12 protein-coding genes are annotated in these 18,877 nt (G+C 57.6%); 3 read left to right on the top strand and 9 right to left on the bottom strand.

Annotation, left to right across the window (positions count from 1 at the left end):
• Positions 1-60 precede the first annotated feature (60 nt).
• Both BL8807_RS00400 and BL8807_RS00395 read right to left on the bottom strand, forming a co-directional pair.
• Positions 61-888, bottom strand: a complete 828-nt coding sequence (locus tag BL8807_RS00400; protein WP_226847495.1) for a hemagglutinin — start codon at positions 886-888, stop codon at positions 61-63.
• A 143-nt stretch (positions 889-1,031) separates the two neighbouring features.
• Entirely contained in the window at positions 1,032-2,573 is a 1,542-nt protein-coding gene (locus BL8807_RS00395) for a DUF5067 domain-containing protein (RefSeq protein ID WP_072726804.1), read from the bottom strand.
• 347 nt (positions 2,574-2,920) lie between these two features.
• On the opposite strand from BL8807_RS00395, the gene BL8807_RS00390 reads away from it, so the two are divergent.
• Together BL8807_RS00390 and BL8807_RS00385 are read left to right on the top strand one after the other, a co-directional pair.
• Positions 2,921-3,778 (top strand): MFS transporter, encoded by an 858-nt coding sequence (locus tag BL8807_RS00390; protein WP_143249053.1) that lies wholly within the window; start codon positions 2,921-2,923, stop codon positions 3,776-3,778.
• On the top strand, positions 3,745-4,140 hold the full coding sequence (locus BL8807_RS00385; protein ID WP_072726802.1) for an MFS transporter: 396 nt from the start codon (positions 3,745-3,747) through the stop codon (positions 4,138-4,140). Before BL8807_RS00390 ends, BL8807_RS00385 begins: the two co-directional genes overlap by 34 nt.
• 889 nt (positions 4,141-5,029) lie before the next feature.
• On the opposite strand, the gene BL8807_RS00380 is transcribed toward BL8807_RS00385, so the two are convergent.
• Positions 5,030-6,034 (bottom strand): IS30 family transposase, encoded by a 1,005-nt coding sequence (locus tag BL8807_RS00380; protein ID WP_072727158.1) that lies wholly within the window; start codon positions 6,032-6,034, stop codon positions 5,030-5,032.
• A gap of 122 nt (positions 6,035-6,156) precedes the next feature.
• Between BL8807_RS00380 and BL8807_RS00375 the strand changes: the two genes are divergently transcribed.
• Entirely contained in the window at positions 6,157-7,398 is a 1,242-nt protein-coding gene (locus BL8807_RS00375) for a nucleotide-binding domain-containing protein (protein ID WP_226847390.1), read from the top strand.
• A 12-nt stretch (positions 7,399-7,410) separates the two neighbouring features.
• Here the strand turns inward: BL8807_RS00375 and BL8807_RS00370 are convergent, their stop codons facing one another.
• From BL8807_RS00370 to BL8807_RS00345, 6 genes are all read right to left on the bottom strand, one after another.
• Positions 7,411-7,980 carry an SLATT domain-containing protein gene (locus BL8807_RS00370; RefSeq protein ID WP_072725273.1) on the bottom strand — a complete coding sequence of 190 codons (570 nt, stop codon included), beginning with the start codon at positions 7,978-7,980 and terminating at the stop codon, positions 7,411-7,413.
• A 63-nt stretch (positions 7,981-8,043) separates the two neighbouring features.
• Positions 8,044-9,666, bottom strand: coding sequence for a restriction endonuclease subunit S (locus BL8807_RS00365; protein WP_072725114.1), 1,623 nt, complete (start codon positions 9,664-9,666; stop codon positions 8,044-8,046).
• The gene (locus tag BL8807_RS00360; protein ID WP_072725116.1) at positions 9,663-11,186 is read right to left on the bottom strand and encodes a class I SAM-dependent DNA methyltransferase; all 1,524 of its coding nucleotides are present in this window, start codon (positions 11,184-11,186) and stop codon (positions 9,663-9,665) included. Before BL8807_RS00360 ends, BL8807_RS00365 begins: the two co-directional genes overlap by 4 nt.
• Positions 11,187-11,195: 9 nt before the next feature.
• Positions 11,196-13,577, bottom strand: coding sequence for an EcoAI/FtnUII family type I restriction enzme subunit R (hsdR, locus tag BL8807_RS00355; RefSeq protein WP_083570169.1), 2,382 nt, complete (start codon positions 13,575-13,577; stop codon positions 11,196-11,198).
• A 379-nt stretch (positions 13,578-13,956) separates the two neighbouring features.
• Positions 13,957-18,021, bottom strand: coding sequence for an ATP-dependent RNA helicase HrpA (gene hrpA / locus BL8807_RS00350; RefSeq protein ID WP_072725120.1), 4,065 nt, complete (start codon positions 18,019-18,021; stop codon positions 13,957-13,959).
• Positions 18,022-18,088: 67 nt separating this feature from the next.
• Complete coding sequence (locus BL8807_RS00345; RefSeq protein WP_072725275.1) at positions 18,089-18,751, bottom strand: class I SAM-dependent methyltransferase; 663 nt, start codon at positions 18,749-18,751, stop codon at positions 18,089-18,091.
• Positions 18,752-18,877: the final 126 nt, after the last annotated feature.

Raw genomic sequence — 18,877 nt, 5'->3', positions numbered from 1 at the left:
ATACTGTCATCCTGAGCGGAGGCCGTCAGGCCGGAGTCGAAGGATCTCTACACCAGACTTCTATTCTCGCGGATTGCCGAACCAGTTCTCGTAGATGAGGGAGAAGTTGCGGTTGCCGTAGCTGGAGCAGGAGTCGCCCACGCCGTCGCCCGCCGCCAATGCGGCCTCGTTCGGCTGGTAGGGCGTATAGATGTACAGCAGCGCGGTCGCACGGTTCTCGATGTAGATGGTGGATCCGCCGCATGAGGCGTCGGGATGATACTGCACGTAGTTGAGCGCATACGCCTGATAGTTGTACCGGTCGGCGTGGGCCAGATAATACTGGTAGCGTTTCGCCGCTCCGTACACCTGCAGGAAGAATCCCGCGTATGCCGGATCGCAGCTCGCGTCGTCTGGACAGCTCAATCCCATCGCCGCTTTGAGCTGGAAATCCGTGGGGTCGGTGGCGGTGACCAGATGCTGCTCCTTCTGCAGCATGGTGAGCAGCACCTTCTGGCTGACTCCGCATGCCTGCGCTGACTTGGTGATGATCGCCGCCGCCGTCTCGCCCGCCGCGCCCGTATAGTCTTCGCATAGGCCTTCGCCCGACTGGTCGGTGGTGTCGAAGGTCATGGAGGCGATCGCCCCGCCCCGCTCGTCGAGGAACGACTGCACTTCGGCCTGGCTCATGGCGTTGCCGTTGAAGAACTGGCCGTCCGAGATGATGTCGCCCGGGTCGAATCCATACTCCTGCGCCAAGGCCAGCTGCGCCCGCTCCGCGTCGCGAACCTCGCCGCGCCATTGGACGAAACGCACCAGGCCCATCACCAACGCCACCACGCAGATAATCGCCACCAGCATGGTGAACAGCATGCCGGTCCGTTGCATCAGACCGGCCCGCTTCCACATCCGCTTGAATTTCAGTACGCGCGCCTTGAGCGTCGACGCCTTCGCGAGGGAACGGCCGCGGCTGCGTTTCGTGCGTTTCGTTTGTTGTTTCGTGCTCATCGCAAGCCATTGTAACGGCGGCGGCTGAGCGTGCGGTGAACACGCTATTCGAGGGAGAGCGTGCTTTCCATGTCGTCAAAGGACGAATAGGCGTTGAACGACGCTTCGAAGGAATCGTCATCACCGGTGGGCGTATAGCAGATGTCGACGCTCATCGGCACGCCGGGCATGACCAAGCGATACATCGCAGCCTCGTCATACCCCTGTGAGAGGGCATCGCTGATATAGGCTCGGCTCAGCTCGTGGCCGTCTTGCGCAAGGTCGACCGCGCCGAGATCCGCAAGCGAATACGGCCTGTCGGTTTCGTTGATCCACGTGAGGGTGAGCATCACCGTGTCGTTGCCGTCGTAATCCTGTGGACCCTGCCGTACCGAATCGAACCGCAAGGAGATGCGCGACAGCCCGTCATAGTCGGCCATCGTGGTCATGCCTTCCCGTTCGGTCTCGCCGGCCTGTGGGGGAGCTTCCATATCGGCGGCGTCGATCTGCGTGAGCGGTCCGGTTGATTGGCCGTCAGCGAATACGAACGCGGACTGGACGGCCTCGTTGACTCCGGACACATACACCAGAATCGGCGAAGAAACGTCGGTGGGAGTGAACGCCATCGTCACCGTCTGCGTCTGGCCGGATTCGATGTCGTCGCCGCCGTCGGCGTCAGCGAATCCAAGCTGGCGGGTTGCGGCGTTGTTCTCGAAACCGTACGCCTGATCCAGGCCGACGCCGTTCTGCATCACGTCGACATACGCCATGGAATTCAGCGACCATGCCTCATCGGCGTTGTTGGTCACGGTGAAGGAGACGATCAGCTGGGGATTGCCGTCGTAATCGTCGGTCAATCCGTAGGCCGCCTGATCGATGGTGATGTCGTAGGTTTGCCCGTTATAGTCGCTTACCGTGCCGGAATGGTCCGCGACGGTGAACGGCTCGTCGGACGTCTCGTATCCGTCGTAGTCGGTGACGAGTCCGGAAGACGTCCAGGATATGTCGCTATGGGACGTGTTCTCCACAATCAGTATCGCCGTCTGTATGGCGAGCATGACGACGGCGAGCACCAACGCGGCAACCGCCATCACTCGCCCCGACTTCCGGGAGTTCGCGTCGGTCCGGAAGATGGCGACGATGGCCAACGCCAAGGCCACGATGGTGAGGACCATGGAGGAGGTCTCACCGAAGCCGATTACCGCAACGGCGGCGAGCACCAACGCGGCGATGGCGTATCCGGAACGTTTGCCTTGGGAAGTCTTGGCATCGGGACCGTATGCTTGATTGCGTTGCATGGATTTCGCCGACGCATGCGGTTGCGATTGTCGTTTGGGCTGTCGCATGGACCAATGATTCGCCCGGTTGACGGGCTTCGTCGCTTGACGGATGGACATCTGGACGTCGCGTGCCGTACCCGCCGGGCTGGGGCGAGATGATGCCGCGTCCTGAAGCTTGCGCATCCTGGCGATATGTTCGCGTTGGTCCTGCTCGGCATCAACCTGCTGGCTGATGCGCGCCGCCTCGACATCCGGGTTGACATAGTCCGGAGCGTCATCGGTGTCGAACGGCGATACATAATCGTCATCCCTATTGAACAGTCCCATACCAAACCTCTTCGTTCTCAGTGCGCTACGTCCATTCTACGGCTGGAACCGGGCGTCGTGCCCGCCTTCGTTTGAGGACCTGAGAGTCATGCAGGTCGAGCGGGATCGTTCGTTGGCTGTGGCGGTGTTCTTGCATGAAGGTGTCATCTCAAGAGGTCAATACCCTGCGTTTCCTATACTGCGGCGTCGAGAGAGGTATCGCTCCATCGCGATATCACCATGCATGGTCGGGAATTGTTGGGATTGCCTTGTTGACGTCGGATGGTGTAGGGCGTGGAAGACAACCCTTTGGGAGGATGGAATTATGAAGACGTTACTTGCCGTCCGTCATTGCGTGGAGGTGCGGGTTGGCTGAGCGTATGACGAATTCGACGATGCCGATCATGGCGTCCATCGTGTTGTCCGGCATCGCGACCTTTATGATCAATCCCTTTCTTGCGTTGGAGCTGATGCAGAAAGGGCAAAGCGCGGGACAGGTCGGACTGATTCTGGGAGTGCTGTCGGGATTCGGACTGGCACGCTCGTCCATAATCGGACGCATCAACGCGAGGTTCGGCTCCAAACCGCTGTCCGTTCTGGGAATGCTGATGAGAGCCGCCGGACTGCTGGTGTTCCTGTTCGAAACGAACACGGTGATGTATGTGTGCTTCGCCATAATCGCCTCGCTCGGCAGTGCTGCCGCGAATCTCGGCGTCAAAACCGAACTCATGCGCCAGTCGACGGATCGTAGACTCGTCGTCATGAGATCGATAGCGGTCAACGCCGGAGCCTTGGTCGGACCTGCGGTCGGCGCGATACTGTATCTGGTATTGCCGTTCGATGACATACTGCTGATCTGCATCAGCGCATACGTACTGCTCGCCTTCGGTCTGCTTCCATTGCGGTTCAAACCACCGGAGGACCTCGGAGGAGTATCCCCGTCCGTGCAACGGAGTGGGACCGGACATGACCGTATGGAACCCGCTTTCGTCATGGTCATCATGCTGACTGTGATGTACTGGCTGATCTATTCCCAATGGTCGTTGGTCGTGCCGTTGTCGGCATACGCTGGTTTCGGGGTGCAAACCGGAGCGAATGCGATCTATATCGGCAACGCCGTGTTCATCCTCGCCGTGCAATACCCCTGTTGGTGCATGCGCTGCACGATGTTCGCAATACGGCGATTCTCGCTATGGGCTTTGCGAGTTTCGTTCCCGCTTTCCTGATGCTGGCGTTGCCGCCGTCAATGCTGGTGCCGATAGGATTCGGCGTGATGTTCAGCATGGGAGAACTGCTGACGAGTCCGACCCTGGACGCGTTGACCGGTGAGGTGAGAAGCGAAGGCAATGGTCTGACCCGCGCGTATGGGTGGACGTCGATGGTCTCGGGAGTGAGTTCGATCATCGGTTCCAGTCTCGGCGGCATGCTTATCGACCTATGCGGCGGCGTACGTGGCAGTCTGGCGCTGTGCCTGCCCGCCGCCGTAATCGCCTTCCTGTGCATCATCCATCTGCGTAGAGAGATCGAGCCCACAAGAGAAGGAACATCGTCCGGTAGAGGGTGTGAGAGGCCGCTGGATTGCTTGTGAGGCTTGGGCAATGTTGCGGCTGTGTGGCTGTAGGCAAGATTGGAGTGTGGAATTCGAAGCCGATGGATGTTCATGCTGGAACATGCTGATATGCGGGTTTGTCTTGCTTTTCAGTACGTACTGTTGATGTCGACGATGCCGACTGTGACGGCCAGTCCGCCTAGGCAATCCTGCCCATGAGGTTGCGGATGCGTCGCAGAGGCTGAACTTTTTCGCGTTCGATGGTGTGCTTCAGGTGGCGGCCGCGTGCGTACTGTTCGCCGTAGAGGAACGGTCTCTGCCTTCTATGGTCAACAGGTTAGCGTGCCCATGCGCAACCTTGTCGATGCGCCGCCTGTCCGCAGTCGAAAGAGTCATGCTCCATGCTTTCGGACATACAAACATATGCGAACATATGTTCGAATATGTGCTATAATGCTCTTGATTGTTGCATGGTGTGTGTGGGATGTCTTGTGATTGGTGGTGTCTGCTGCAAATCGCTATATGTAGTGGTAAAAGTGGTAGATATATACTATATCTAGTAGTATCCTTGTCTTAGATCAGTATGAAAGAATGGGATGGATGTGAATACGATGCTCAGCATAACAAGGAATTGGGCTCTTGGTCGGCAAACTGGTAAGGAGCTTCAAGGAGTGCTCAGCTTAGTAGGAAGCCGCGTAGATGGCCAAACGCTTGGTGCAATGCGGTGATGATGGTGTGAGATACTCACCCACAGCCAATACGGTAATCGCATTCGCGATAAGCATACATACAGAAAGTCAGATTATTTTTCCTGAAGGATGAAGAGAATCAGGCAAACAGAGAGAATAGGGAGAAGATTTCAGTGGATGGAAACGCGACATACGAACGGTTTTTCACAGAAATTCATTTGGATTCTAGGCTTGAATTTTCAGAGCAAGTGCAACGTTGTTGAGTGGTGGATTTCCCAGGGTGTCCTGTAGCCGTGGCGTTTGCGTGGTCTGTGGTTGATAGCGTCGTACACGGCCTGGACCTGGTCGTCGTCGATGGTGGCGAAGTCGGTGCCTTTGGGGAAGTACTCGCGGACTAGGCCGTTGGTGTTCTCGTTGCTGCCGCGCTGCCAGGGGTGGTGCGGCAGCGCGAAGTAGCAGACCGCGCCGGTGGATTGCTCGACCTTCTTGAAATCGGCGAACTCCATGCCCCGGTCCAGGGTGATGGTGCGCGTCTCGGGATGCTCGCGGAGCATCCGGCTCTCCACGCGGGCGACGTCGCGTTTGGTGTGCGTGGCGGCGCGTCCGCCGGCAAGCAGACCGCTTTTGCGGTCCACGAGCGTGACCAGGCACGCTCCCGCGCCTTTACCCACGACGGTGTCGCCTTCCCAGTCGCCCAGCCTGGAACGCTCCTCGACCTCGGCGGGCCGCTCCGATATGGGCCTTGCGTCGGGGATCTTGCCCCGGCGTTCCTCGGGCCCGTCCTTGCGGTGCCGGCGTTTGCCCTTGCGGCGCAGCCGGCCCTTGATCCCGCGGCGGGTGCGGGCCAGATCGGGCGGGTCGAGCTCGCGGCCGTTGATCGCCCGGTAGATCGTCGACGCGGAGACGGCCAGATCGGGCCGTTCCAGACCAATCCTGCCCGCGATCTGCTCGGGGGACCAACGCTCCCGCGCGATCAGCCGCACGACCAGCCCGGCCAGTTCCCCGTCGTCGAGGCGACGCGGACGCGCGCAGGCGAGCCGGCGTTCCTCGTAACGGCGTTGGGCCGTCGAGGCGCGGTAGCAGCGGCCCGTGCCGACCTTGAACGAGTTGCGGTCTATCTCGCGGCTGATGGTCGATTTGTCCCTGCCCGTGGCCAGGGCGATCTCGCCATAGCTCCTGCCCTCGTGCCTGAGCAGCATGATCTCCTCGCGTTCGGCCAAGGTAAGATGAGTGTACCGGCCCATGGGCCCTCCCGATGTCTGGTTGTCGTAAGCAAACACCATGCTATCGGGAACCCATGGGCCCATATCATTCACACCCGTTGCACTTGCTCTGAAAATTCAAGAGGGAGTATTTCACCGATTCGTTGAAAACGGTGACTAAAAAGCTGAACCGGTATTTCTATGATTCTGACTCCGACACGGATAACATGATTGTTGTCGGGTCGGTTGGTCGTGGAACTGCAGTTGCACAAACTAGCGATATTGATGTGCTATATGACCTTCCCTCGGATATCAAGAAACAATACAGTGACCATCAGCATGGTCAAACCGACCTCTTACAAGATATCCGGAATACGCTACTTGAACGTTTCCCTCAAACCACTATAAAAGGTGATGGCCAAGCGGTTGTTATTGATTTCTCTTCGAAAAGATTTACTATCGATTTGGTTCCGGCGTTCGCCAATACGGATGGCAGTTTTGATTATCCCGATACACATGATGGGGGTTCTTGGAAGCGCACAGATCCGTTTCCTGAACAGAAGGCATGCGCTCGTATGGAGGAAGAATCTTTCGGATGGTTCGTGCGCTTGTGCAATTCGACAAGAGCATGGGCTGACGCTCAAGGAATTTCATTCAGTGGGTTACTTATCGACACACTCGTCAACAATTACCTTAATGGCCACATGCCGAAGTCAGCGGCTTTCGATGAGACGTACACTATGCTGCAAGAACTATTCTCCTATTTTGGGCGTCAAAACCAGCAGCAATCGTTCTGGCATGCTCTCGGCAGTAACCAGCAGATCCGCGATAAAGGGAAAGGGAAATTCATTCGAAAAGCAAGTAAAGCTGCTGACAAGCTGGAACAAGCTGAATCGGAAGAAGAGCGTGAGGATGCGTTAAGCGATCTGTTCGGCAAACTCTTTACAAGCAGTATTGTTGATGGAGAATCCAAACGGCATCAGTCCAATTGGCTCAGAGATTACCGATGCAGTGACCAGGAAGAGTTTATCGAAGATAGATTCCCTATTCGCATATCGATGGATGTGTATATCGATTGCAAGATTACTCAAAATGGGTTTCGTCCGTTCTTTCTCAGTGGTTTGCTGCGAGAACGCATGCCTCTGCGCCGGGATAAGCAACTTCGATTCTTCATTCAGAAACCGACGGAAATGGATCAGTCGTGTGTTGTGTACTGGAAGATACGTAATCGTGGCGAGGAAGCGTACCGTCGCAATATGCTGCGGGGGCAAATCATTAAGGATGAAGGAAAGCATGAACGAATAGAACATAGCAATTTCAACGGTAACCATTTTGTAGAATGCTATGTCGTTCGTGATGGGATCTGCATAGGCAGAGACCGTATCATAGTGCCCATCAGTGAGTAGACGGATTATCCCTCACTTACTTTTCTCGGACAAATATCGCAGTTTCGGCGGAAGGAATTGTTCGGCTTCGTCTTCATCAAAGGTTTGTTCTTTGTCACGCTGAAGAGCTTTTTTCGTTTGATGATAAGCCCTTGCGGTTGTTCTCGGCGTATGCTTGTATATCTCTCCTACCTCATTTGATAAGTCGTCACGTTTGCGTCGGATGGCTTCATCATCTAGTTCTGTGAAATCACATAGCAGAGATTCGTAGCGTTCGCGCAGACTCCACAATTGATCGGCAGCTTGACGATGGGACTGAGCTTTAGCTTTTGGGCTGTAGTTTTTAGTAACGGCACTCAGTACGCACAATATGGTCGAACATGCTGCGCCAATGACTTTTGCCTGTATTGGAAAGGCGACGATGAGGAAACTGCCGGCAGTAGTTGCAGACAGTGCGATTTGGAGCCAGTGAAGTATATTGTTCAGCTTTGTCAGGCGCTCGGCGTCTTTCTCATGAGCTGTAGCTGTGTACTGTAATCTGCCACGGGCAGATACCAATTGCGCGTAAAGTCGTTGGCGATAGTCTGATTGTGAGTCACTCATAAGAGTCTCCGCTGCTTCCATGTGTTTGACCTGCGATCTATTCGAATTCCCTGGCATCCTTCTCTATTGTCGTATTGTACCGATTTGCTCATTGACTTCGGCTATCTTGTTGACGATACGCTGCTGTTCGGCAAGTGGAGGAATAGGGATGAGAAATGCTGAGATAGCAGATGCTGATATATGAACTATTATTTTCCCATTTGCGGCACTGGTCCTTTGCGAGTTGACAAAAGGAGAATTTAGTAGATTGCAGAGATAGTCGCCATTTTGGTGATGGAACTTGATTCCAGCAAGATCACTGCCATAAGCGAGTATTTTGTCTGTTTTGTTAATGGCTGCTCGGCCGATGTCGATATCATTTTCACCAGTTAAAGTGGCCAATAGTTCATTTGGCAAAAGATGATGACTCTTGTCGAAAACCTCTTTATTAGTATGAGAGCTGCATTCGCGAATCATCCCTGTATATGTTGTATAGAGCTCGCCATAACGTATGCAAGGATAGCCAGATTCCATCACTTGATCACGTTTTATGCCAGAGCCACGCTCAATCACAGCGATAGCCCCCAGTCGTGCCCATGTCCAGTTGTCTGGGATGTCGAAAGGGATGTCTTTGTCGATGCAGATAGGGTCGGTTTTGCCCTTTTGCTCGTACCAGTGGCCGTCCTGATCGTGGTAGATGTGGGATTCGCCGCCTCTGGGGGCTTTGATCTTCTTCTGTTTGATGAGTTCGGCCCGTTCGGCGCGGATACGTTCTAGGAGTTCGTCGGCGGTGCCTTCGCTCTCGTCCTGCTCGACGAGCTTGCCCTGGACAGCAGCCTGCAACACGGATTTTCGTAGTGTGTCTGGCAGTTCAGCATCCAGTTTATTGCGGAGTTCCTGGACCTTACCATAGTCGTCAATCAGGGGAGTCAACTCGTTGATCTTGTTGACGATGCGTTGCTGTTCGGCAAACGGAGGTAATGGAATCAAATAATCCTGTACGGTTGAGAGAGCGAGTTCCTTTTGCTTTGTGGTACCGCTGGATTGCTCTTCGATCACATTTTGAACTGATGGTCCGGCAAAGTAGCTAAAGAGGTACCAATAGTTTGACCAGTGAGATCGAGTGCGAATGACAGTGACATGACTGTCTGCAACGGCCCATCCGTAAGGATTGAGGTTAGAATCGTAAACCGCCATGCGGCCCAATGTGCCCAATCCTGTAGAATTCCACAGCAGATCTCCAGTGAGGAGTATTCGCTCTTCATCATATTTTTCTATGGTTTCAGGATCGACAAATTTGGCTTTCTCCAGGGAGAAACCACTCCATTGATTACATTTCTGAGCAACCACTGGATACTTTTCGATCAGAGAGTACTTCGGCGATTTACCACGCTGGATATAAGTGGTAATTGACTTGAGTCGTGCCCATGTCCAGTTGTCTGGGATGTCGAAAGGGATGTCTTTGTCGATGCAGATAGGGTCGGTTTTGCCCTTTTGCTCGTACCAGTGGCCGTCCTGATCGTGGTAGATGTGGGATTCGCCGCCTCTGGGGGCTTTGATCTTCTTCTGTTTGATGAGTTCGGCCCGTTCGGTACGGATGCGTTCTAGGAGTTCGTCGGCGGTGCCTTCGCTCTCGTCCTGCTCAACGAGCTTGCCCCGGACAGCAGCTTGGAGGATGGCGTTACGGAGTGTTTTGGCGTCCATCATTCACCTGCCTCAATGCCGAGGATGTGGCAGATAGCGGCAAGTTTGGTGTCGATCTGCTGGTCGAGTTCGGCGCGTTTGCTGCGGTATTCGGCGATGAGTTGGTCGGGTGGCAGGATTTCCTCTTCCTCGTGCGGATATCCGCACAGGTCGAGGTTGTATCCGTTGGCTTGCAACTCCTCGATCGTGTATTTACGTGCCTTCCACAGATCCTCATTGTTTGGATCGGGAATATCCACGCGGTTGTCCCACCAATGGTCGATTGACTCCATGTGACGGGACAGGAGTGGCTTGGTTTTGGAGAAGTGCTTGTAGCCTTCTGGCTTGTCGAACCGGTAGAACCATGTCTCCTGGGTGGAGCCGGTCTTGTCGAAGAAGAGGATGTTGGTGGTGATGGACGTGTATGGGGCGAACACGGATTCAGGCAGGCGGATGACGGTGTGCAGGTTGCATTCCTTAAACAACTTCTGCTTGATGGTGGTTTTCACGTTATCGGTGCCGAACAGGAACCCGTCGGGCAATACGACAGCCGCGCGACCATTGCGGCGTAGTCTGGTGATAATCAGGGCGACGAACAGATCGGCGGTCTCGCTGGAACGCAGGTCTGCAGGGAAGGCCATTTTGTCTTCGCTAGTGGCGACGCCTCCGTAGGGTGGGTTCATGACTATGCAGTCCGCGCCGTCTTCGTCCTCGTCGTAGTCGAGGAGTCGTTTGGCGCTTAATGAGTCGCCGTAGGTGATGTTGGGTAGGGAGATGTCGTGCAGCATGAGGTTGGTGATGCCCAACATGTAGGGCAGGGGCTTGAGCTCGCCGCCAATCAACGATTTGTGTACGGTGTGCAGAGCATCCACGTCACCTTCGGTCACCTGCGCCTCCAAGTGACGCAGGGCATCCACGAGGAATCCGCAGGTACCGCATGCGAAGTCGGCCACTGTATCGCCGATTCTGGGGTCAACGTGGCGCACGGCAAACGAGGTGACTGCTCGCGGCGTATAGAATTCGCCCGCCTTGCCAGCGGACTGGAGAGACTTCAACAGGGATTCGTATACGTCGTTGAATTCATGGGTTTCCTCGGCATCAGAGAAGTCCACTTCGTCGAACACGTTGAGCACCATGCGCAGTTGGATGCCGTTAGACGCGTAATTATGGGTGCGACTCATGAAGTCTTTCACCAACAGTGCTCGGGGAGACGTGCTGGGGAAGGGGATGATGGTGTTGCTGTGTTCATCCTGAATGGGGTTGCCGCTGAGCACGGGGATAAGTTCGTTGTTCACGAAATTGATGAGCTCGTCGCCGGTGCGCTGGTCTTTGACGGATTCGCCAGTGGCCCAGTCGCGCCACCGGTACCCCTCGGGGATGACGGGCGTGTAATCGTCGTCGAGTTCGGCTTCCTCTTCCTTGTAGTCGAACACTTTGAGAAACAGGATCCATACGATCTGGCTTAATCGTTGCGCTGTACCATCGATGCCGGCGTCCGGGCGCATGATGTTTTCCAAGCGTTTGACAAGGGCTGCAAGACTCATACGTGTTTGTTAATCCTTCAGATAGAGTGCATTTTCTACTGCATCGAGCATATCGTAATAGCCCCGTTTGCCACCAAACGCTTTAACGGCCTTGAGTTTCTTGAAGCCTGCCGCGCGGAACTGTGGCAAATCCAACGTGTCGAGGTTGCGCAGGGACTCGAAACCGGAGACCACATAAGCGTCCAAGAGAAGGTGCAGCAGGGTACGTTGATCGTCCGTATGCCACTCGTGGTCGATGAATCGTTGCATACTGGCACGACGTGCGCGGTGTTCGCGGCTCATAGGCGGGTCCATCTGGTAGGCGAAGCAGCAGATGATGTCGAATGGGTCCACGTCATAGCCGTAGCGTGTCTTGAAATTGGTTCCCCAGTCGTCGCCGAGCAGCAGGTCGGAAGCCATCTGGCTTTTGTGCTTGTTCAGTTCCCACGCGGCTTGGAAAGCATCATAAGTTTCATACTGACTTACGATGTTGTTGCGGATGCACGAAGTGAGGTTTTGCTCTACAAGGTGCCCGTCGGTGTCCATGTATTTGACGGCCTCGCCCACGATGGACACCTCCACGCCTGCGACCTTGGCCATACGCCGGTTCGGTTCTGGGATGTGACCGGTTTCCGGTGGGTTGGATGGTTTAATGGGCGGCTTGGGCATGGGCTTGCCTTCCGGCACGTTCATCACATCCACAGGATCGCCGTCAAACGAGGGATCGTTGAATTTGCGGTAGTTGGCGCGGAAGTCGAGGATAGTGAAATACATCTTCGACTTTTCCTCACCGCCCACCTTGTAATGCTCGACCACACGGGTGCCGCGTCCGATGATCTGCTTGAACTCGGTCATTGAACCGATGGAACGGTCCAACACAATCAGTTCGCAGGTTTTCGCGTTCACGCCGGTGGACATGAGCTTGCTGGTCACCGCAATCACCGGATACTTCATTTTGTTCGTGATGAAGTTATCCAACTGGGCCTTGCCCTCGTCGTCATCGGCGGTGATTGACATGCAGTAACGGTAGTCTTCGGCCACCAGGTCCGCGTTCTCGTTCTCCAACAGGCGTTGCATGGCGTGTGCGTGCTCGATGCTCTCACAGAACACGATGGTCTTACCAAACCGCATGTCGTTGACTCGCATGTATTCGGCGATGCGTTTGGCGACTAGTTCACGCCTGTCCTGCACGATAATCTGCCGATCGAAATCCTTCTGCTCGTATAGCTTGATTTCTATCGGATTGCCGTCTACGTCCGTGGTCTCCTTGGAAGGCGTGTAACCATCGCGGTCGATGTCCAGCTCGGGAACCACGACTTTGTAAGGCGCGAGATAGCCATCCTCGATGCCCTGTTTGAGTGAATACGTGTAGATTGGATCTCCGAAATATGCAATGTTGCTTTTCGTTGGATCTGAGTCTTCCTTAGGCGTGGCGGTCATACCAATCTTGATGGCTGAGTCGAAATAGTCGAGAATTTCATGCCATGAGGAATCTTGATCGGCGGAACTGCGATGACACTCATCCACCACCACTAGATCGAAGAAGTCACGGGGAAACTGCTTATAATGCTTCCGGACTTCACCATCCTTGGTAGTTACGAACTGTTGGTAGATGCCCAGATATATCTCATGGGCCGTATCAATCCGTGAATTGTCGAACTTGACCATGTGCTCGCCGAATGGGGCGAAATCCTCACGCATGGTTTGATCCACCAGAATCGAGCGATCAGCTAGGAACAACGTGCGCTTGGCGATACCTGTCTTCCAGAACCGCCAGATGATCTGGAACGCCTCGAACGTTTTGCCTGTGCCGGTCGCCGACACAATCAGCAACTTCCTCTGCCCTCGTTGAATGGCCTCCATGGCCTTGTTGACAATGATGCGCTGGTAATAGCGCGGTGTCTTGCCCGTGGCGGTCTGATAATACGGGTAGGAGTAATCATTCGCCTGTTTCTTGCTCATTCCTTTCTGCCTGACATAACGGTTCCATAATTCGTCACGTGTGGGAAAGTCAGCGAGCTTCATCTCACGATTCAAACCGGAAAGCATATCATGCTCGATCAGGTCGTCACCATTCGTGGCGTATGCGAACGGGACATCCAATCGTTTCGCGTAATCGATGGCCTGTTGATAGCCCTCCGAGGCAGCATGATCACGACCCTTGGCCTCCACCAATGCCAACGGCAGATTCGTGTTATGCAGGAGCAGATAGTCGATTTTCCTTGCCCTACCACGGTGCGCCATGCCGTACTCGTCCACCGTGATACGCCCGTCACTGGCCGGATACTCCATTATGATGCTATTCTCACCGGGCCAACGAGTCTGCAACAGGGGGGTGATGAGGTTCTTCTTCGTGTTCTCCTCGTTACCGATCTGGGATTGGAGCATCCCATCATCCACTGGCTGCAACATCGCCCAACCCCCTATAACACGCCTGAATGTTTATGACAGCATGATACCGCCACCAGTGAAAGCAGTAGAGGAAGATTATTCGATATCATCGTGAATGTTTTCAACGACGCTGCCTGAGACACTGAGGTATTCGCCAACGCCGCCTCGACGATGGAGGTGCTCGTCGACATCGACGCAGGATATGCGCGCTATCTCAAAGTCGTCAAAGACTAGGCGTAGCGGTAAATCAAGTCCTTATTGGGGCGAGCTGGGATGGTTCGACTGTGCTACGCTTCGCTCAGCATGACGTTGATGATGTCTATAGCGTCATGCCGAGCGAAGTCGAGTCATCTCTGCTACGGGTAACGAAAGTACCCGTTGCTGCCTCAGCCGCAATCAATCAGGCCAAGGCTTTGCGCAGGCGTTGGATGCTGATGGGTTTGGGGGTGCCGAGCTCCTGCGCCCAGAGGGAGACATAGAACTCCTCGAGCATCCAGCGGGCTTCGTCGGCCTGCTTGGTCAGCGCCTCGTGGCGAGGCCCGGCCGGTTCGCGCTTGGCGCGGTCCAAGGCCTTGTCCACGAGTTGTTTGGCTTCGTCGGCCTCCCATGCCCAGCGCACGTCGCGGTTCTTATCGGTTTTCGCCTTGGTCAGGCGCGCGAGGTCGGCCCTCAAATACCGCTCGATATGGCGCAGCGAATACGGGGGAGCGGCACCGATGAAGCCGGGGAACACCAGCGTGGCGATATGCTCGCGAATCGACTGCAACACCGAGAGCATCGGCAGGTCAGCCTTGCCGGACACCGCCTTGTCGACCTCGGCGTAGCGGGTCAGAATCGCGATCACGTCATGCGCCACCGCGTACACGGTGTCCTCATACACCTGCTGCACGTCGAGCACGGCGTTCGCCAACGCCTCATCGTCGGGCAGTTTGTCCACCTCGGGCAGAAGACGCTTGACCGCGGCCAACTGCAAATCCTCCACCAGCGCCTTGGTGGACTGGTACGGCGCGGAGGCGAGCATCAGCGCCTCGCCGCCCAGCCAGCGCGAGGAGACGCGGTCGGCCGGCAGCCGCAGCGCGTCAAGCGCGCCCTTCCAAAGCATCGCGGCGCGCGACTCGGTGGTCGCGCCCGCCTTGTGCAGCAGATTCGCCTGCTCGACCAGCTTGCCTTGAGTGGCCGCCTGCTCGGCCTGACGCTGGACCATCTGACGGGCCGACGCTTCGGCCTGCGCGGCGAACTCGCGTTGCAGGGCGACCAGATCCTTGGATACACCCATCACCTTCACCGGCCCGCGCGCGCGACGGCGGCCGCGCTGGTTGCGGCTGGGCGGCAACGTCTGCTCCACCGAGAACGTCATACGCAGATACGGGGCGAGCTTGTCCCATAATTCGCCGGTCAGCACCTCCGGATGGATCTGCGCGCCGACCACCTGGATGGCGGCCTGTGTGAACACATGCGCGAAATCAGGCCAACGCGCGGCCTCTCCGTCGGCCGGCAGGGGTGGCAGATTCGGCTTGCCCTGCGAGCCGGAGCCGGGCAGGTCGGGGTAGTGTTCGTCGATCCAGTCGCGCAGTTTGGCGGCCGTGTCCGGAGCGGGCACGAACTGCACGCGCAGCTGCTTGGGCAGGGATTTGATCATGGCGAGCAGTAGCTCGTCCAACAGGCCCGGCACGTTCCATGTGAACTGTTCGGGGGAGACGCGCGAAAGCGCCTTGATTGGCACATGCACGGTCACGCCGTCGTGCGGATCGTGCGGGTCATACACGTAGCTGAGCCGCAAATCGATGGGGCGGCCGTCGGAACCCAAGGTATGCCAATGGTCGGGATAGTCGTCGAGACTCACCGACTCGCTGTCGGCCAGACGTTCCACCTTCGCCGGATCGAAATCCAACAAGGTGGGATGCTCATCGTGTTCGACCTTCCACCATTTCGCCAAATCGGCCACGCAGGTCACCTCGTGGGGGATCACCGCGTTGTAGAAATCGTACAGATCCTCGTCGGAGACCGTGTCGGCGATCTGGCGCGTGCGGCTCGCGTCCTCGGCCGCCTCCTCAAGCACGTCGCGGTTCTTCGCCACGAACTCGTCATAGCTGAAGCGCTGCTGGATGTCGCCTTCGACCAGACCTTGGCGGATCAGGAAGTCTCGCGCCTCCAACGGGTTGATGCGGCCCCACTGCACGGTGCGGTCCTGCACGATCGGCAGGCCATACAGCAGCACTTTTGACGTGGCCACCGCCGAACCGCGCGAACCCGACCAATGCGGTTCGGCGTAGGTGGTGCGGGTGAGCGAGCCCGCCAACGGTTCGGCCCACGCCGGGTCGATCGCGGCGGAATAGCGCGCCCACAGGCGGCTCGTCTCCACCAGCTCCGTGCTCATCACCCAAGCCGGCGTGGCCTTGGCCACCGCGGAGGCGGGGAAGAGGGCGAAATGCGTGCCGCGCGCGCCCTGATAATCGTTCTTCGACTGCTTCTGCGCGCGCTTCATGGCACGCGCCCGAGCCGCGCCGGAAAGCCCCGCGAAATCGGAGGCCTTGGGCTCTCGCACCACCTGCATGCCCATCATGGAAAGAAGCCCCGCCAGCATCGACCTGTGGATGCCTTCGGCGTCCCACGCGCAGCACAGGGAATGTGCGGCCTGCTGGTTGATCGGCAGTTGGCGGATCTCCAGTCCGGCGCGCGAGGAGGGAAGCGGCTCACCCACCTTGAACTTCATCTCGCGGCACATCTCACGCAGCTGCGAGACCAGATCCTTCCACTGGCGCATACGCAGCCAGTTGAGATACTCGGCTTTGCAGATCCGGCGTAGCGCGTTGTTGCTCGGCTCGCCATCCGCCTGGAACACGCGGTCCCAGATATTCAACGCGGTGAGGAAATCACTGGTCGGATCGGCGTAGCGGTTGTGGATGCGGTCCGCCTCGTCGCGCGCCTCGTCCGGGCGTTCGCGCGGATCCTGCAGGCTCAGGAACGCCACGACCACCAGCATGGCGGCCAGCGTGTTCGGCGACGTGGACTTCGCCGCCTCGATCACCATACGGCCCAAACGCACGTCGATCGGAATGCGCGCCAGCTGGCGTCCGATATGCGTGAGCGTCACCTCGCCGCGCTTGCGGCCGATGGCCTTCAACTCGGTCAGCTCGTTGAAACCGTCGGAGACGGCCTTCATATCCGGTGGGTCGATGAAGCCGAAATTCGTCACATCCTCGGCCGTGCGCGCCACGCCCACCGACAGCATATGCAGCACCACCGCGCCCAGTGAGGTGCGCAGGATCTCCGGCTCGGTGAAGCGCGGGCGCGTCTCGTAATCCTCACGCGCGTACAGGCGGATGGCGATGCCGTCGGCGATACGGCCGCATCGGCCGGAACGCTGGTCGGCGCTCGCCTGGCTGATCGGCTCGATCGGCAGACGCTGCACCTTCGCCGTCTTCGAATAGCGTGAGATGCGCGCCATGCCCGGATCGACCACATAGCGGATGCCCGGCACGGTCAGCGACGTCTCCGCCACATTCGTGGCGATGACGATGCGCTGATGCGTATGCGGCTCGAACACGCGATGCTGCTCCTTGGCGGACAGCCTCGCGAACAGCGGCATGATCTCGATCGCGTCGGGGCGGCGCATATCCGCCGCGCGCGGACCGTAATGGTGCCGCAGCGCGGCCTCGAACTCGTGGATGTCGCGCTCGCCGGACGCGAACACGAGAATATCGCGTGCGCCGCGCTCATGGCTCGAATGGATGATGAGCTCGGCGCATGCGCGGGCCACGGCGGTGGGCATATCGGTGATGCCCGCGTCGAGGTCGTCGTCGCCGGGACGCGCGCCGGTGGCGAAACCCGGCACCTCATGCATCAGCGCGGGCGCGGCGCCGAGCGGCTCGTAGGCGATCCGCACCGGATAGGTGCGCCCCGACACTTCGATCACCGGCACCGCCGTGCCCAAAGCGCGTTCGAAATGCTCCTGGAACTTCACCGAATCGATGGTGGCGGAGGTGATCACCAGTTTCAGGTCGCGGCGCTGGGGGAGCAGAGCGGTCAGATAGCCGAGCAGAAAGTCGATGTTGAGACTGCGTTCGTGCGCCTCGTCGATCACGATCGTGTCGTATTTCATCAGCTTGGGGTCGCGTTGGATCTGCGCGAGCAGAATACCGTCGGTGACCACGCGAAGCCGCGTGTTCGGCGAGCTTTCGTCGGTGAACCGCACCTGATAGCCGATCTCGTCGCCCAGACGCACGCCCATCTCGCTGGCGATGCGCTCCGCCACCGTGCGTGCGGCGATACGGCGCGGCTGCGTATGCACGATCTGCCGTCCATGCGCGCCGCGGCCAAGCTCGAGCAGAATCTTCGGCAGCTGCGTGGTTTTGCCGGAGCCCGTCTGTCCGGAGACGATCACCACCTGGCTGGAACGCACGGCCTCGGCGATCTCGCCGCGTGCGGCCGACACCGGCAGTTCAGATGGATACTCGTATTTCATATGCTCCGTCCTTGCCCTTGCCGTCGATGGACAGCGCTCTACGCGGCGGTGTCTTGAGGCGGTGCGGCTAGTTGTTACGCAAAACCTCTATGATACGGAATCCCTTGGAACTGGCGTATTTGCCCACCGCGTACCCGTCGCCGAGCGCTTCGTCCAACCAGGGGATCAGCGAATCCGCGCCGAGGTTCCTCTGCACCACCAGATAGGCCGCGCCGCCCTGCTTCAGCCGCGGCAGCCATGCCAGCAGCAGCGTGTGCAAGGCTTCCTTGCCGATGCGAATCGGCGGGTTCGACCAGATTACATCGAAACGCAGGTCGTCAGGCAGAATCTCACACGCCAGCGCATCGGATACGGGCTGATCGGCCAACGGCACGCCATCGGCACCAGTCTGCGACACATGCACGTTGGCGAGGCCGTTGGCCTTCGCGTTCGCGGCGGTCAGCTCCAACGCGCGCTCGTTCACATCCACGGCCCACACGTCGGCCTGCGGCGACTCGAAGGCCAGCGACAGGGCGACCGGCCCCCAGCCGCAACCCAAATCCAGCAACGCGCCTTGACTCGGCGGTTCGGGCGCCTGACGCAGCAGCACCGACGTGCCGAGATCCAAGCGGGAACCGGAGAACACGCCGTTCGACACCTGCACCGTGGCGTCGTTGCCGCGCAGCGACACCTTCAGCGTGCGGCGCACATCCTTCGACGCGGGCTCCGCCGCGAAATACTGTTCGGCCATCGTCATCCTCACTTCCTCGAATCCGACTTCCAATCCGACTTCCTCGGTCGGCTTACGTCATGTCTGCTCACACGATGATAATAAAGACGATAGTTCAACCGTGTGATGCGAGAGCAGAAGAAGGTG

It is taken from the genome of Bifidobacterium lemurum (assembly GCF_014898175.1).
In the GTDB taxonomy this organism is placed as follows: Bacteria; Actinomycetota; Actinomycetes; order Actinomycetales; family Bifidobacteriaceae; genus Bifidobacterium; species Bifidobacterium lemurum.
This window is presented reverse-complemented; position numbering and strand designations above follow the sequence as displayed.

Coding starts and splice junctions, on each gene's coding strand:
- BL8807_RS00400 (WP_226847495.1), bottom strand. CDS start 888: ATGTGGAAGCGGGCCGGTCTGATGCAACGGACCGGCATGCTGTTCACC.
- BL8807_RS00395 (WP_072726804.1), bottom strand. CDS start 2,573: ATGGGACTGTTCAATAGGGATGACGATTATGTATCGCCGTTCGACACC.
- hrpA (WP_072725120.1), bottom strand. CDS start 18,021: ATGAAATACGAGTATCCATCTGAACTGCCGGTGTCGGCCGCACGCGGC.
- BL8807_RS00345 (WP_072725275.1), bottom strand. CDS start 18,751: ATGGCCGAACAGTATTTCGCGGCGGAGCCCGCGTCGAAGGATGTGCGC.
- BL8807_RS00360 (WP_072725116.1), bottom strand. CDS start 11,186: ATGAGTCTTGCAGCCCTTGTCAAACGCTTGGAAAACATCATGCGCCCG.
- hsdR (WP_083570169.1), bottom strand. CDS start 13,577: ATGTTGCAGCCAGTGGATGATGGGATGCTCCAATCCCAGATCGGTAAC.
- BL8807_RS00365 (WP_072725114.1), bottom strand. CDS start 9,666: ATGATGGACGCCAAAACACTCCGTAACGCCATCCTCCAAGCTGCTGTC.
- BL8807_RS00380 (WP_072727158.1), bottom strand. CDS start 6,034: ATGGGCCGGTACACTCATCTTACCTTGGCCGAACGCGAGGAGATCATG.
- BL8807_RS00370 (WP_072725273.1), bottom strand. CDS start 7,980: ATGAGTGACTCACAATCAGACTATCGCCAACGACTTTACGCGCAATTG.
- BL8807_RS00385 (WP_072726802.1), top strand. CDS start 3,745: ATGGGCTTTGCGAGTTTCGTTCCCGCTTTCCTGATGCTGGCGTTGCCG.